Origin of the sequence: Nocardia sp. 2TAF39 (assembly GCF_052114905.1) — a bacterium.
Lineage (GTDB): Bacteria > Actinomycetota > Actinomycetes > Mycobacteriales > Mycobacteriaceae > Nocardia.
Map to the genome: position 1 here is coordinate 37,633 of NZ_JBFRFQ010000008.1, position 15,073 is coordinate 52,705.

Consider the following 15,073-nt stretch of genomic DNA (forward strand, 5'->3'; position numbering starts at 1 on the left):
CCGTTGAGAGCGCGGTGGCGATGGGATGATTCGCGCTATCCGTCCACGTCGCGAACCCGATCACCCGTCTCGGCTGATTCCGTACCCTCGTCATTCACCATGACCTGAGTAATCCCGGTCATGCCGATGCGGCGGCGATGTCCGACATATGCGGGCCGGCATCCGTGACGAACTGAAGGAGGCCGTGTTCGGTGGCCAGCGAGAGTGCAGGAGCCAGCAGGGTTTTCGCGTCGTCGATTCGACGTGCCTCCCACAGGCAGCAAGCATACAGCAATTGTGCTTGTACCAGGGCTCGTGGGCGGGGCTGGGTTTCGATCTCCCGCACCATGCGATCGGCCCGGGCGCACGCCTCTTCGATGCCGGTGGGGGAGTGTTCGGCCAGCAGCAGCCGGATCGCGGAGTCCTGCTCGAGTTCTGCGATTCCGGCTCGGATCCGGTTGTCCTGCTTGCGATACAGCGGTAAATGTGTGAGGCGGGTACGAACATCGTCCGGGATCGGCAGACCGATCCGGATATGTTCATCGACGATTCGTGCGGCCAGGCGGGGCAGTGCTGCATCCTCGGCGATCCTCGCGCCCTGGGCGAGGAGCTTCTGAGCGAGGGCGAGATCACCGCGGAGCGCCGCGAGCCGTGCCCCGGTGCCGTAGGTGGCCGACAGGAAATCCACCGGTCCGCCCTGCCGACCAAGTCTGGCACTGGTGTTCAACAGTTGTTCGGCTTCGACGAGGCGTCCCTGTTCGTATCGCAGCGCCCCCAGCAGTGCGCCCGCCAAGATCGAGGAGTGGGTTGTCGCGCCTGAGCGCCGGCCCATCGCGACGGCATCCTCGAAATATTCCTCGGCCCTGCTGATATCGAGTTGTTCGTAGGCGGCCAGACCTGCGATGCAGTAACAGTGCGTCATGACGAACGCGCGGTCGCGATGATAGGCAGCCGCACGCTTGTGCCATTGACGGGCCCCGGCGAAATCGAATCGGTTCAACGCATCGTTGGCGGCCAGCGTGGCGGCGTTGTTGGCGATGAACGGTATGGCCGCATCGTCGAGATGCTCGGCCACCAGCTTCGGCAGGCCCTCGAAGCGGTCGGTCACGTACTCCTCGACACTGGTCACCATGGCCGCCTCCACGCGCAGCGCGGTAGCATCCTCGGCCGGTACCGCACCGGACTCCAGTGTCGCGAGCGCGTTCTTCAGCGCGGTCCGAGTCGACTGCCTGCGCCGCAGGCCGATACTCGCCCATGCGACGCACAGCTGCAGTCGTGGCCGTGATTCGGTGAGGCTGCCAGGCAGTTTCGCCATCATCCCGAGGAAAGTGGCCATGCGGGAACGCTCGACGAGATCGAGGGCGCGGGCTTCGACCAGATCCACCGCACGCTGCGGATCACCGGCGGCCATGGCGTGATCGACTGCATCGGTGAGCATCTCGTGTTCGGCGAACCAGGTCGATGCTCGCTGATGCAGTTGTGCGAGCCGGTCCGGGTCGGAGCGGACGAGCCTGCGCTGCAGGTACTCGGCGAAGAGGTGGTGGTAGCGGAACCATTCGGCAACCTCGTCCAGGCGGTACAGGAACAGGTTGCGGTCGGCGACCTGTTCGAGCAGTTCCTGGCTGTCAGACCGGCCGGAGAGGAGAGTGGCGAGGTCGGCGCGCACCCTGCCGGTGATCGAGGTCGACAGCAGGAAGTCGAGCAGCCGCGGCTCGAGTGCGTCGAGGACGTTCTCGGCGAGGTACTCACCGATGACGTGGTGGCGGCCGGTGAGGCGATCGATGAACGCGGACGGATCGTTGCGACCGCGCAGCGACAGGGATGCCAATTGGAGCGCGGCAGGCCATCCTTCGGTCGACTCCTGCAATCGGGTTACATCCGCGGCGCTCAGTAGCAGCCCGTTGTCGATAAGGAAGGCAGTCGTTTCAGCAGGATCGAAACGTAGTGCGGCGACGTCGATCTCGATGAGCTCGTCGCGCACCAGCATCCGGGTGAGCGGCAGCCCGGCCCGGGTACGGCTGGCGACGACGACCCACAGGTGGTGGCAGCCATGCTCTAGCAGAAACGCCAAAGCGGCGCGGGTGGCGTCGCTGGTCACTCGATGCCAGTCGTCGATCACCAGCACCATTGCCTGGCCACTGTCGTGGATCTCGTCGATCAGCGCGCAGAGCACATATCGCGTGGTGTCCGACGATCGCTCCTCGAGTAGTGCACCCAGTTCGCGGGCCAGTTCCGGCCGCACGCGCCGGATCGCCTCCACCAGGTGGGCGAGGAACCAGGCGGCGTTGTCGTCGTCGGAGTCGGCGGTCAGCCAAGCCATCGGCGCGCCGTCGGATTCCAGGCGGTGCCCCCATTGGAGGGCCAGGGTGGTCTTGCCGAAACCCGCCGGGCCGTGGATCACCGTCAGTCGCCGTTGCTCGCCGTAGCGAAGCATGTCCAGGATGCGGGTGCGCTCGATCAGTGTCCGGGGTGGGCTCGGCGGCCGGAACTTCGTCGCGGCGATCGGCGGCACCGGCGGCGTCACCGAGCCGGGGGAGTGGGCAGGCAATGCCGATAGTGCCGCTCTCCGCTCCCTCTGGGCGACGGGTACGTCCGGCGGCACGGCCATGGTGTCGACGGCCTGCCCACAGTGGCGTTGCACCTCTCGCAGCTGGTCGCCGAACTCGACCGCGGTGGCGGGCCGATCCGCGAACTTGGCCGCCATTGCGGCCTCGACGGCCTCGCACACCGCATGCGGGATGCCGTATTCGTGGAGGTCCGGGACCGATCCCCGGGCGATGCGGGCGAGCTGGACTTCCAACTGTTCGCCGGTCCGCCGGGCGAACGCGGCACGTCCGGTGAGCAGACTGAACAATGTCGCGCCGAGGCCGTAGATGTCCGAGGCGGCGGTGGGCGCCCCGCCACCGAGGACCTCGGGTGCCGTGAAGGCGGGTGTGCCCTGGATGATCTGTAGGGACGAGGTCGTCGCCTCGCCGAATTGGGCGATACCGAAGTCCGCCAGTTGGGGTTCGCCATAATCGGTGAGCAGGATGTTGCCCGGCTTCAGGTCACGGTGCACGATTCCGATCGCATGGGCGGCAGCAAGGGCCCCAGCCATCTTGACGCCCACCGAAAGCACCTCGGGCCAGCGCAGCGGGCCGGTCTTGTGGAGCACCTGTTCCAGCGAGCCGCGGGCGTGGTAGGGCATCACAATGTAAGGGCGGCCGGTGGGGGTGATGTCGGCCTCCAGGACCTGCAGGATGTGCGGGTGGCCGGACAAGCGGCCGAGTGCGCGTTGTTCGCGCACGAATTGCTCACGCTCGTCGCCGCGGACCTCCGACGTCATGACCTTGACGGCGACGTGGCGTTCCAGGGCGTACTGACAACAGCAGTAGACCACGCCGAATCCGCCGCGGCCGATCTCCTCGGCATCGCCGAGGCCGGCCGCCGCTAGTTCCGCTGCGATACCGATGGGCAGATCCCGTTGGGTCGCCTCGTCGCATTCCGTCATCGCGCGCCCGTAGACATTGTCAGGTGGCCGGGATCGGCGCAAGCCGGAGTCGGCAGTTCGGTACTGCAGGTTCGTCGAGCTGTCGAACCATGCGATCACCTCCGCAGCAGGATGAGCATCCCGACCCGTTGACCCAACGATAACCCTGGTATGGCCGCAGGGTAACCGCGGATCGCCCGGAGACCCGATGTGCAGTTGACAATTGTGCTGGTATGTGCAGAGATGACCGGCCGATGTGGCAAATCGGGCGGGCATGGCCCGGTCAGCGACCGGTCGTGACCGGGCTCGAACGCCTCGATGATGCTCACCACCTGGACAGCACCGATTGCCCGCTGGTCGATCTGGTCATGGCAGCAGTTATCGCATGGAATGGTAGTGCTCGGACGGGTCGCATTGCCGCTGCTTGTCCTACTACTCGGTCGTGTGCGAGAGGGAGTCGATGATGGCTGCCACATCGTCGGTACTGGCCAGGGCGCTGGTGGTGCTGGAAGCATTCGACAGCTCGCATCTGGTGCTCAAGTTGTCCGAACTGGCCGAGCGCACCGGGCTTCCGCAAACCACGGTCTACCGGCACGTGGTCGATCTCGTGCGCTGGGGCGCGCTCGATCGGGCACCGGGCGGCGGATACCAGATCGGCCTGCGGATGGTGGCGATCGCATCCTATTGCCCGCGGAGCCGTCCGCTGCGCGACGTAGCGCTGCCATTCATGGAAGACCTCTACGAGGCGACCCACCAGAATGTGCAGTTGGCGGTCCCGGACGGCACCGACGTGGTGTACGTCGAGTTCCTCGCGGCGCGCGAGGCGGTGTTCGTACGCACTGAGGTGGGGGCGCGATGGCCGATGCACGCGACCGGCGTGGGACTTGCCATCCTCGCATACTCGCCCGCTCAGGTCGTAGCCGAAATCCTCGCCCGGCCGTTTGCGGAATTCACCCCGAGGACGATCAGTACGCCGGATCAATTGCGTCGGGCGCTGGCCGAAGTGCGCCGGACCGGAGTCGCGATCAGCGAGGGCCAAGTCACGCTGGAGGGCTACTCGGTCGCCGCGCCCATCTTCAGCGCAGGCGGCGAGGTCGTCGCGGCCGTCTCGATCGTCGTGCCGGTGAGCGATTCCCGCCGTGCCGCTTGGGCGCCTGCGGTACGTACCGCGGCCAACGGGATCAGCAGGCAGCTGGGTGGACGGTGAAGGGCTTCCGTCCGGCGGAAGTGTGTCTTGGTTCACGCATCGGGACGCCACACGATGTGGATCACAACGCATCATTCGGGTGCCGAGCTCAGGAGTTTCCCCGATGAGTCCCTCGTCCCAGATTATCCGTAACCAGTGGTATGTGGCCGCGTACGGTCATGAGGTGGGCCGCGAACTGCTTGCCAGAACAATATGCAACGAGCCGCTGGTGTTGTATCGCGCGGAGGACGGCAGTGCGGTCGCGCTGGCCGACCGCTGCGTCCACCGACGTTACCCGTTGTCGAAGTCGCAGCTGGTCGACGGTGACCGGATCGTCTGCGGCTACCACGGTTTCACCTACGACCGCACCGGAACCTGCGTCGCGGTGCCCGCGCAGCAGCGCATCCCCCGCAGCGCCCGGGTGGCCTCCTACCCTGTGGTGGAGCAGGATTCGTTCATCTGGGTATGGATCGGCGACCGCGAGTACGCCGACTCGGCGATGATTCCGCGCGCACCCTGGTTGACCAGGGACGGATGGACCACGATCCGCGGCCTCGAGACCATCCAGGGCCGACATGCCCTGCTGATGGACAACCTGATGGACCTATCGCACGAAACCTATCTGCACGGAGGCTACATCGGCACGCCTGAAGTGGCCGACACGCCGATCGCCACTGAGGTCGACGAGACAGCCGGGGTGGTGCGGGTGAGCAGGCATATCGATGACGCCGAAAGCCCACCGTTCTACGCCAGTTCGACCGGCGTACACGGCAGAATCACGCGCTGGCAGGACATCGAGTTCTCCCCGCCATGCCTTTACCGGCTGCACAGCCGAGTCGCGCGGCAGGGCCACTACCCGCCGGATGGCTATACCCCCGGCTACGATGCCGCAGCTGATCCAGGCGCGTTCCATGTCGAGATCGTCTACGCGCTGACCCCCGAGACAGCGCACTCGGTGCACGACTTCTGGGCCGTGGCACGCGACTTCGCGATAGACGACCAGTGGGTCACCGATTACCTCTACGCCAACAATCACATTGTGGTGATGCAGGACGTCGTCGCGCTGAACCTCGTGGAGGAGGTCATCGCCGAAGAGGAAAGGAATGGCGGCGTCCACCAGGAATTGTCGATCAACATCGACACCGGCGCTCTGGCGGCGCGGCGGCTCATCGCACAACTCGCCCGAGCCGAAGCAAGCCGGACGTGAATGTCCGCTACCGGGTGGAGTGGCACCCGGGAATTGACCAGCTACTGGGCATATGTCATTGCGGTGCAACGCATGTCGCCGACACCCCGATCGAGGTCTGGCAATGGTTGCTCGCCCACCCCACCGGCCACACCAGCCACCTTTCTGATCCGCAGCCCGTCACCCTGATCGGAGTCCGAGCGTGAACACTGAACCGACGTGGTCGGTCACTGTCGCCGACCTCCGCGACATAGCCGACGACGTTGTCGAACTCACCCTGGAGGGGGCCGACGGCCAGATCCCGAAATGGGAATCGGGCGCACACATCGACCTGGTCCTCGGCCCGGACATGGTCCGCCAGTATTCACTCTGCGGCGATCCCGACGACCGCAACACCCTGACCATCGCCGTCCTGCGCGAGCACGTGAGTCGAGGCGGCTCGGCATATGTGCACGAACGCCTTTCGGCAGGCGACGCACTGCGGATCCGCGGACTTCGCAACAACTTTCCGCTGCACGACGCAGAGCGCTACCGATTTATCGCGGGCGGTATCGGCATCACGCCGCTGCTGCCTATGATCCGCACGGTCGCCCGCCGGGGGGCCGCCTGGACTCTGCATTACGGCGGTCGAACCCGCAGCAGCATGGCCTACCTGCCCGAACTGTCGGCGCTCGGCGATCTTCGCATACACGCCAAGGATGAGACCGGCCGGATGAACCTCGACAAGGTATTGGCTCCCGATCCCGACACCCTCGTGTATTGCTGCGGTCCCGAATCGCTACTCAGCACCGTAGAAGAACGGTGCGCCACCACGTGGCCGGCGGGCGCACTGCACATCGAGCGATTCGCACCGAAGCCCATCGCCCATGCCACGGCCGACGGCGAGTTCGAGGTCGAATGCGCGCAATCCGGTGTGACCCTCCTGGTTCCGGCGGGCCTCTCGATCCTCGAAGCGGTCGAGCAGGCAGGTATATCCGCGCTCTCCTCCTGTCGGGAGGGCACCTGCGGAACCTGCGAAACCGTCGTGCTCGACGGCCTCCCCGACCATCGCGACAGTCTCCTGGACGCGAAGGACACCGATCTGATGATGATCTGCCGGTCCCGTGCCAGGACACCCAGGCTCGTCCTAGACCTGTAGATCCGACCACCAGGACGGCTCGACCACGTCCTCCTCGCGAAAGGTTTCACGATCATGCCCATTGTCCACGTCTCCGGAACCGATGTGCACTACTCGCGCTCAGGCTCCGGTCCCGGGTTGGTCCTCGTCCACGGCAGCAGTATGAGCGCGGAGTCGAACTTCGGTCATCTCCTGGCCGCGTTCACCGACCGCTACACCGTCCTGACGCCCGACTACGCCGGCAGCGGCAAGACCACCGAACCCGACGGCGGACCCACGCTGGAACTGCTGGTCGACCAGATCGTCGCGGTCATCGAGCACGCGGACACCGGCCCGGCCGACCTCTTGGGCTTCTCCCTGGGTGCTGTCGTCGCGGCGGCGCTCGCCGCACGTCGTCCCGATCTCGTGCGAAAACTGGTGTTGGTGGCGGGCTGGTCGACCAGCGATGACCCCCGAATGCAACTGGTTCTGCGGACGTGGGCTGCCTCGCTGACCGCTGAAGCCGATCTTGCCTCGGGTGTCGGTCCACTCTTGGCGTTCAGCCCGGAGTTTCTGAGCCAGCTCGGTGCGGAGGGACTGGCTGCGCTGCGCTCGGTGCGACCGGAACCGGGCACGCTGGGCCAGATCGCGATCAACCGCAATGTCGACATTCGCGACGAATTACGCCGCATCACGGCTGCGACCCTGGTGGTCGGCTGCACCCAAGACCAGTTGGTTCCCGTTCGACACGTTCGCGACCTGCACGCCGCGATCGAGGACAGTCGATACGCCGAAATAGACAGCGGCCATGTGGTGTTCTTCGAGAAGCCGACCGAGCTGACCTCGCTGGTGCGGGCATTCCTCGATGCCGATCAGGCGGCCGACTAGGACGGTAACGGCGTCCCTGCCTCGAGCCTCGATGAGAAACCGCTCTCACCCGTCTTGGTGCGCGAAATTCGTGGGGGGTGTGGGTATCGTCCACGTCCACATGGTTTCGCCGGCGCCCGGAGTCGTGATGGCCAGGGCCGCGGCGTGGTCGGCGAGTTGTTCGGAAAGCAGTCCGGGGTCGCCACGGTCTGCCGCCGAGTATTCTGCGGCATCCGATTTTTCCTTTACCGTCACGACAAGGTCGGTCGCGAGCGTGACCTGCAACGCGATTTCCGTGGCCGTCGCGCGGCGGACGATCACGGTCATCAAGTGGCGTACAGCGTCGTAGACAGCAGCGGTGAGGGTTTCGTCGATCGTGTCGAGTGGTCCGGTGAAGGAAACCTCGGAGTGCGCTGTCAGCGTCTCGGCGGTCTCGCTGATCAGTTCGAGCAGCTGCGTCCGAAATCTGCTGTCCTCGGATTGCGGGTCGAGTTCGTTGATGGTGTATCGGATCTGATTGATCACCGTGTCGAGTTCGGCGACCGCATCGTCGAGGCGGTGGGTAATGGCCGGTCGCCGGGCCAGCGACCGTATCCCGCTCAGCTGCAGGCTGACCGAGAAAAGCCGGTGAATCACGGTGCGATGCAATTCGATTGCGATGCGTTCACGTTCGCCGGCGATCCGCACAGTCCGCAGGCGGGCTTCGGCAAGGCGGAGATTCACCAGGTTGTCCACCCGTGCGTGAAGTTCGGTGAGCGAGAACGGTTTCGGCAGGTAGTCGTTGGCGCCGGCCCGCAACAGCGCAAGCCGCGACTGGTCGTCGGCGCGAGCGCTGAGTATCAGCACCGGCGTGTTCGCCAGCAGCGGGTCGGCCCGCACTTCGGCGAGCAACTGATCTCCGCTCAACCGCGGCATCATGATGTCGGAGATGATCACGTCCGGTCGGCACGACCGCGCCAGCTCCAGCCCGGACCGGCCATCGAAGGCCGCTAGCACGCGGTAAGGTCCCGACAATGCCTGCCGGATCACAGCGTTGAGGTCCGCGTTGTCTTCGACAACCACGACCACCGGCCTGGACGGTGGAGCGACCGGGGAGCGCCCCGGCACCGAGTCCGCCATGGAAGTCAGTTCCGCAATCGATTCGACCGGGTCGCGGAGCTCTCGCTCCAGCTCGGTGTCCGAGGCAACCGCGCGGACCGGAGTGCCTGCCGGCGCGGTCCGAGGCAGATCCACGATCACCATCGCCCCACCCTCCGGCGCAGTGGTGATAGTGACTTCACCTCGGTGCAGCCGGACGAGATCGCGGACAATGCTCAAGCCCAGACCGGTGCCGCCGACCGTGCGGGTGGGCCCGCCGTCGATTTGCCGGAACCGGTCGAATACCACCGACCGCTTCTCCACCGGTATACCGGGACCACTGTCGGCGACCTCGATGATCAGTCGATCATCTCGACCCGCGCACACAGAACAGCGCACCGTGCCGCCCGACTCGGTGAATTTGAACGCGTTGGACAGCAGGTTCAACAGTATCCGCTGCAGGTGCTCGGGATCGAGGGTGGCAGTGATCGGCTGCCGGGCATCAACGGTGAATTCGACGCCGCGATCGACAGCCAGCGATTCGAAGTAGGCCGCGCTGAGCCGAGCCAGCTCGGCAACGTCGACGCGAGCGTAATCGGGCTGGAGTGCGCCCGCCTCGAGCTTGGACGCGTCGAGCAGATTGTTGACTTGCCCGACGAGCATCCGCGCATTGCGGATGATCAGCTCGAGGTCTGCGCGGTTCGAGCTGTCGTCGGTAGTCGCGTCCAACTGTTTCTGAGCGGGTGCAAGGATCAACATCAACGGAGTACGCAGTTCATGGCTGACGTTGGCGAAGAACTGGCTTTTGAGTTCGTCGAGCTCCTTGGTGCGCGCATACAGATCGGCCAGTTCGGCGTTGGCCTCCTTGAGCTGGCGGTTGGCCTCGGCCACCTCGTGCGCGCGGGCGAAGACCTCCTGTTCCATCCGCTGTGTCGTGGCACGCAGTGCGGCGGCCTCCCGCTGCTGAGCCACGCCGGAGGCCTGCAGTCGCATGAACTCCGTGACGTCCTCGACACGATTGATGATGTAGCGCAGCTCGCCGGACGAGTCGATGACCGGGGAGTTGGACACGCTCCAGAACCTCTCCTCGAACGTGCTGTCCGGACGGCGGATGTCGTAGCGCAGCACCGGCATCGCATCGGTGACCCGATCGCGCAGCACCCGCTCCAGCGACACCCGCAGATTCCGCACTCCCTTGGCATCCGCGTACTCGGGGTTGTCGGGAAAGATCTCGAAGACGCCACGCCCGAGAATCCGCGCGCGTTCGGTCATAGTCGCCCGCGCATACGCGTCGGTCACCGCCACGATGCGCAGACTGGGATCGAGAACCAGAATCAGCCCCGGCGCCGATTCGAACAACCGACGGAAGTCGATGACGTCGCTCATTGGGGGCCACCATCCCTTCTGCAACTCGAACGGATAGCGTTATTGTCTCTCGTTCCGGTGGGGGCATGGCCTCGATCGCGTGCCACGGGGTGGCCATCGTGAGTATGCCGAGGCCGCAGACCGGCATCAGGGACAATCCCCCGCAGACGCGGAGGGACGATCGATGATCTTCCGGCGACGGCCCTCGCAGAGCGGGTTACACCGAAGACTGGACAGACCCGCCGGTCCGCTCCCTTGCATTCGGAACGACGGTGCATGCGAGAGGTTGCTCCGGCGAGCCGGGATGGAGTTATCGGGCGGGTGCTTCGAGTTCCCCGGCAGAGGGTGCGAGTTGCTCCAGATATCGCGCGACCGTTTCGAGTTCGGCGAGGGTGAACTGCGCACTGTGCGTGTCGAGGTTGTGGTTGATGGTGGTGTACTGCCCTCGCAGGTCCCGCATTTTGGCGGGGTCCGCTTCCAGGGTCACTTTGCGCCGATCGTGTGGGGAGGCCACGCGTCGCAGATAGCCCGCCTGCTCGAGGCGATCCACGACTCGGGTGGTCGTGCTCGGCGGCAAGCCGGTGGCGGCACTGACATCGCCGGGTGACATCGGCTCTTCGGACAGGCTGATGACATTCAACGCCTGCAGGTCCTGGGCGTGCAGGCCGACTTGCTTGGCGATGCGCTCATTGGTCAGCACCGAGTTCGCCACCAACCGGCGCAGCCCTACCTGGATCCGCGTCTCCACTTCGGCGCGTCTGGACATCGCTCGCACCCCTCGCTATTCTTTCCGTTATGGAATCATTCCAAATCGGTACATTACCGAATCGGCAGCATCACCGATGGTACTCGACCTCGGCCACGCCGAAAGCCCGCCACCTCGCGATGTTCGTGCTGATCTTCGCCCAGTTCATGAACCTGCTGGACGTGACCATCGTCAACGTCGCACTGCCTCGATCCGGCAGGATCTGCACGCCACTGCCGCCGAACTGGAGTGGGTTGGTGGTTACGCAATGGTGTTCGCCGCCCTGATGGTGCCGCAGGTGCTGGCCAGTGCCCAGTCGCTGTATCCGCCAGAGAAGCAGGCGGCGGTCTTCGGTGTGATCGGGGCCGTGGTGGGGATGGCCGCGGTCGCCGGCCCGCTCCTGGGCGGGTTGCTGGTCAGCTCCCACGCGTTGGGCGCGGCTGGCGCGCCGTCTTCACCATCAACACACCCTTATAAATAAGGAACGACCATGAACGAACTCGGACTGCCCCGCTGGCTCAAACCGATGAACAAAGTGGTATTGATCCTCATCAGGCTCGGCGTCCCACTGGGCACTATGCGAGGACTCTCGGTACCCGGCCGCAAGACCGGTCAACTGCGGACCACACCGGTCTCACCGCTGACCGTTGACGGCCACCGCTATATCGTCGGTCACGAAAGCACGCAGTGGACTCGCAACGCGCGCGCCGCCGGCTGGGCCATCCTCACCGAACGTGGTCGGCGCAACCGCATCGCTCTCATCGAAGTCCCGCCCGACCAACGCGCTGCCGTCCTCCGCCGGTTCCCCGCCGAAGTGCCCGGCGGCGTCCCCTTCTTCATCAAAATCGGCCTCGTCACCTCCGCTGACCCCAACCAATTCGCCGCCGCCGCACCACATTGCGCCGTATTCCGGATAGAACTACCACAAGCTTGAAACACCCACTTGGGAGACCACCGTTCAGCCACCTGAGCACGGTCCCGACTCGTGCGGCACCTGCCACACGAGTCGCGGTTGCGCGGCATGCAGGCTTGGGAAAGGAATGTCCACACTGTTTACCGCGCTCTCCGGCAGGGCCATTCCAATCCAAGTGCTGGCCACAGCCGCAATGCGCTTACGCTGCTGACCACGCGTCGACCTGCGGCGGGTCAGAAACGAACGTTATCTAGAGCCTTCAGTCCCGCCCACTCCACGGTCACTTTTCGGCGAAGTAGCGGTGCACCATTTGGGCGATGCAAACGGGTTTATCGGAGCTCTCGTGTTCCATCGTGGCGTCGACGGTGACTTGGACGGCGCCGTCGCCGAGGTCTGTCACGTCGGCGAGGGTGGCGCTGAGCCGGACTTTGGATCCGGCGGGGACGGGTGCGGGGAAGCGGACCTTGTTGAGGCCGTAGTTGATCGCCATGCCGCGGTGTTCGATCACGAGGATCTCCGACCACAGCGGGATGAGCAGTGACAGCGTCAGGTAGCCGTGGGCGATGGTGCCTTTGAAGGGGCCGGTCTTCGCGCGCTCGACGTCGGTGTGGATCCACTGTTCGTCATGGGTGGCTTTGGCGAACATGTCGATGTCGCTTTGCGGGATTTCGATCCAGTCGCTGCTGCCGAGGCTGGCGCCGACAAGGTCGAGCAGGTCGGTGGGCTGGCTGACGGTAGTGGTCATGACGGTCACTTTCTTTGCCGGTCAGGGCGCGGGTTGCAGATTTTGTCGGGCATCTTCGCGGAGCTCGAGCCGCTGAATCTTGCCGCTTGCGTTGCGTGGCAGGCCTTTCCGGTAGATGAAATACCTAGGAATCTTGTATCGGGCGAGGTTTGCCTCGAGGTGCGCACGGATCGCATGTTCGTCAGCGGCGTGGCCGGGAAGTGCCACGATGAACGCCAATCCGACTTCGCCCCATTGCTCGTCAGGAACGGCTACGACGGCGCATTCGGTGACGCTGTCGAGTTGGGTGATGGCGGCTTCGACTTCAGCCGGGTAGATGTTCTCGCCGCCGGAAATGATGATGTCCTTGACGCGGTCGACGATGTAAGCCCAACCGTCGTCGTCGATGCGTACGATGTCGCCGGTGCGAAACCACCCGTCTATGAATGCCTCTCGGGTGGCATCAGGGCGTTGCCAGTACCCGGCGAATACATTGGGGCCCCTGACGAGGAGTTCGCCTCGACCGGGACCGTCGATGATTTCGCCGTCGTCGGTGAGCAAGGCGACGTCGGTGAAGAAGTGGGGGACCCCGACCGAGAGGGGATGCGCGGTTGCCCCGTGTCTCAGGGCCATGAACACGCCGGGGGCCGCCTCGGTCATGCCGTAGCCCTGCAGCACCTGGATTCCCCGCGCGAGCCACGCCGTGGCGACGCGTTCCACGACCGGGGAGCCGCCGAACGCGACCACCCGAATGCTGGACAGATCGGCATCGTCCCATTCGGGAAGTTCGCACAGCATCTGCAGCATGGTGGGCGCGAGTGGGAATGCCGTGGCCTTCTCCCGTGCGATAGTGGCGAGAAACTCGCTCGGCTCGAACTTGGGAATGACGACTACGGTTCCGCCGGCATACAAGGTGGGCAGCGTGATCTGGCCCAAACCGAGGACGTGGAACAGGGGAGCCGAGCACAGGCTGACGTCTTCGCGGCTGAGGCTGAAGTGCGCGAACTGGGCCAGCGTGTTCCAGGTGATGTTGCCGTGGGTGAGCACGGCGCCTTTGGGTCGGCCGGTGGTGCCCGACGTGTAGAGGATCAGCGCGGGCTCGTCGAGCCCGACTGGCGCAAGAGACGGTGTGCTTCCGATGTGCTCGCTGATCGCGTGCTCGTACCTGCTGCTGCCGCCGTTCTCCTGGAGTCGCAGCAGGTGCGGTGGCACGGCCATGTGCGCAATCGCGTCGGCCCCGATCCCTTCGCAGGCTGGGGCGACGACCAACACGATGGGGGCGCTGTCGTCGAGCATGTAGGCGATCTCGGGTGTGGCGAGACGCGTGTTCAAGGCGACGAATATCGCACCGAGTTGCGTAGTGGCGAAAAGAGTTTCGAAGGTTGCGATGTCGTTGGGTCCGAGGTAGGCGACGCGGTCGCCTCTGCCGACCCCGAGATCGGCAAGAGCGCACGCGAGTGCGTCGGTGCGCTCGGCCAGACCCGCGTAGTCGAGGTGGCGTTCGCCCTGGACGAGGGCGAGCGCGTGCGGTTCCATGCGGGCGCGGCGGCGTGGCCAGGAGCCGAGTCCTTGATCGATCATGGCACTGTCAACCCCAATGCGGTGATGGCGTTTTCACGCAGGATCAGTGGTCGGATCTCGTCCTTGATGTCGAGCTGGTCGAAATCCTCCATCCAGCGGTCCGGCGAGATCAGCGGAAAGTCGGAGCCGAACAACACCTTCCGCCTGAGAAGGCTGTTTGCGTACTTGATCAGTTGCGGCGGAAAGTATTTCGGTGACCAACCGGACAGGTCGATGTAAACCTTCGGTTTGTGCGTCGCCACGGCCAACGCCTCGTCCTGCCACGGAAACGACGGGTGAGCGATGATGATGGTGAGGTCCGGAAAGTCGACCGCCACGTCATCCAGCAGCATCGGGTTGGAGTACTTGAGCCTGATGCCGCCGCCGCCGGGAAGACCGGATCCGATACCTGTCTGTCCAGAGTGGAAAAGCGCAGGAACACCGAGTTCGCTGATGGTTTCGTACAGCGGGTACACGGCACGGTCGTTGGGCCAGAACGCTTGCAGACTCGGGTGGAACTTGAAGCCCCGTACGCCGTGCTCGGTGACCAATCGTCGCGCTTCCCGGACCGCGACTTTGCCTTTGGCTGGATCGATGCTCCCGAACGGGATGAGAACATCGTCGTGCTCGGCGGCGGCCGCGGCGATGTCGTCGTTGCTGAGCCGGCGGTGGCCGAGCGCGGATTCGGCGTCCACGGTGAACACGACCGCGGCCATACGGCGCTGCCGGTAGTAGTCGGCCATGTCGGCGAGGTTCGGCGGTCCCGACGCGGCGCCGAAGTACTTGTCGGCTCCTGCGCGCAGGTCGTCGGGAAGCGAGTAGTGACCGCAACCGTCGGTTTCCGCGTGGGTGTGCACGTCTATCGCGACGAGATTGTCCAGGTCGAGGCTCATACTGTGCCCTCCT

The 15,073-nt window shown here is 65.0% G+C and carries 12 protein-coding genes; 6 read left to right on the top strand and 6 right to left on the bottom strand.

Annotated elements, in window-relative coordinates; genetic code table 11:
- Positions 1–118 precede the first annotated feature (118 nt).
- Positions 119–3,469 (bottom strand): protein kinase domain-containing protein, encoded by a 3,351-nt coding sequence (locus tag AB4Z47_RS07185; protein WP_441948889.1) that lies wholly within the window; start codon positions 3,467–3,469, stop codon positions 119–121.
- 442 nt (positions 3,470–3,911) lie between these two features.
- On the opposite strand from AB4Z47_RS07185, the gene AB4Z47_RS07190 reads away from it, so the two are divergent.
- From AB4Z47_RS07190 to AB4Z47_RS07205, 4 genes are all read left to right on the top strand, one after another.
- Positions 3,912–4,655, top strand: coding sequence for an IclR family transcriptional regulator (locus AB4Z47_RS07190; protein ID WP_441948891.1), 744 nt, complete (start codon positions 3,912–3,914; stop codon positions 4,653–4,655).
- A 103-nt stretch (positions 4,656–4,758) separates the two neighbouring features.
- Positions 4,759–5,841, top strand: coding sequence for a Rieske 2Fe-2S domain-containing protein (locus AB4Z47_RS07195; protein WP_441948893.1), 1,083 nt, complete (start codon positions 4,759–4,761; stop codon positions 5,839–5,841).
- Positions 5,842–6,022: 181 nt separating this feature from the next.
- Entirely contained in the window at positions 6,023–6,958 is a 936-nt protein-coding gene (locus tag AB4Z47_RS07200) for a PDR/VanB family oxidoreductase (RefSeq protein WP_441948894.1), read from the top strand.
- Between the two features lie 54 nt (positions 6,959–7,012).
- Complete coding sequence (locus AB4Z47_RS07205) at positions 7,013–7,804, top strand: alpha/beta fold hydrolase (RefSeq protein ID WP_441948895.1); 792 nt, start codon at positions 7,013–7,015, stop codon at positions 7,802–7,804.
- A 45-nt stretch (positions 7,805–7,849) separates the two neighbouring features.
- Here AB4Z47_RS07205 and AB4Z47_RS07210 read toward each other — a convergent pair whose 3' ends face one another.
- Together AB4Z47_RS07210 and AB4Z47_RS07215 are read right to left on the bottom strand one after the other, a co-directional pair.
- Positions 7,850–10,246 carry an ATP-binding protein gene (locus tag AB4Z47_RS07210; RefSeq protein WP_441948897.1) on the bottom strand — a complete coding sequence of 799 codons (2,397 nt, stop codon included), beginning with the start codon at positions 10,244–10,246 and terminating at the stop codon, positions 7,850–7,852.
- 289 nt (positions 10,247–10,535) lie between these two features.
- Positions 10,536–10,991, bottom strand: a complete 456-nt coding sequence (locus AB4Z47_RS07215) for a MarR family winged helix-turn-helix transcriptional regulator (RefSeq protein ID WP_441948899.1) — start codon at positions 10,989–10,991, stop codon at positions 10,536–10,538.
- 76 nt (positions 10,992–11,067) lie between these two features.
- On the opposite strand from AB4Z47_RS07215, the gene AB4Z47_RS07220 reads away from it, so the two are divergent.
- Together AB4Z47_RS07220 and AB4Z47_RS07225 are read left to right on the top strand one after the other, a co-directional pair.
- Entirely contained in the window at positions 11,068–11,451 is a 384-nt protein-coding gene (locus AB4Z47_RS07220; protein WP_441948900.1) for a hypothetical protein, read from the top strand.
- Positions 11,452–11,460: 9 nt separating this feature from the next.
- Positions 11,461–11,904, top strand: coding sequence for a nitroreductase/quinone reductase family protein (locus AB4Z47_RS07225; RefSeq protein WP_441948902.1), 444 nt, complete (start codon positions 11,461–11,463; stop codon positions 11,902–11,904).
- A 259-nt stretch (positions 11,905–12,163) separates the two neighbouring features.
- Here the strand turns inward: AB4Z47_RS07225 and AB4Z47_RS07230 are convergent, their stop codons facing one another.
- The 3 genes from AB4Z47_RS07230 to AB4Z47_RS07240 are packed head-to-tail and all read right to left on the bottom strand — an operon-like array spanning position 12,164 to position 15,060.
- Entirely contained in the window at positions 12,164–12,628 is a 465-nt protein-coding gene (locus AB4Z47_RS07230) for a MaoC family dehydratase (protein WP_441948904.1), read from the bottom strand.
- 21 nt (positions 12,629–12,649) lie between these two features.
- Positions 12,650–14,188, bottom strand: a complete 1,539-nt coding sequence (locus tag AB4Z47_RS07235) for an acyl-CoA synthetase (RefSeq protein ID WP_441948906.1) — start codon at positions 14,186–14,188, stop codon at positions 12,650–12,652.
- The gene (locus tag AB4Z47_RS07240; protein ID WP_441948907.1) at positions 14,185–15,060 is read right to left on the bottom strand and encodes an amidohydrolase family protein; all 876 of its coding nucleotides are present in this window, start codon (positions 15,058–15,060) and stop codon (positions 14,185–14,187) included. Before AB4Z47_RS07240 ends, AB4Z47_RS07235 begins: the two co-directional genes overlap by 4 nt.
- Between the last annotated feature and the right edge of the window lie 13 nt (positions 15,061–15,073).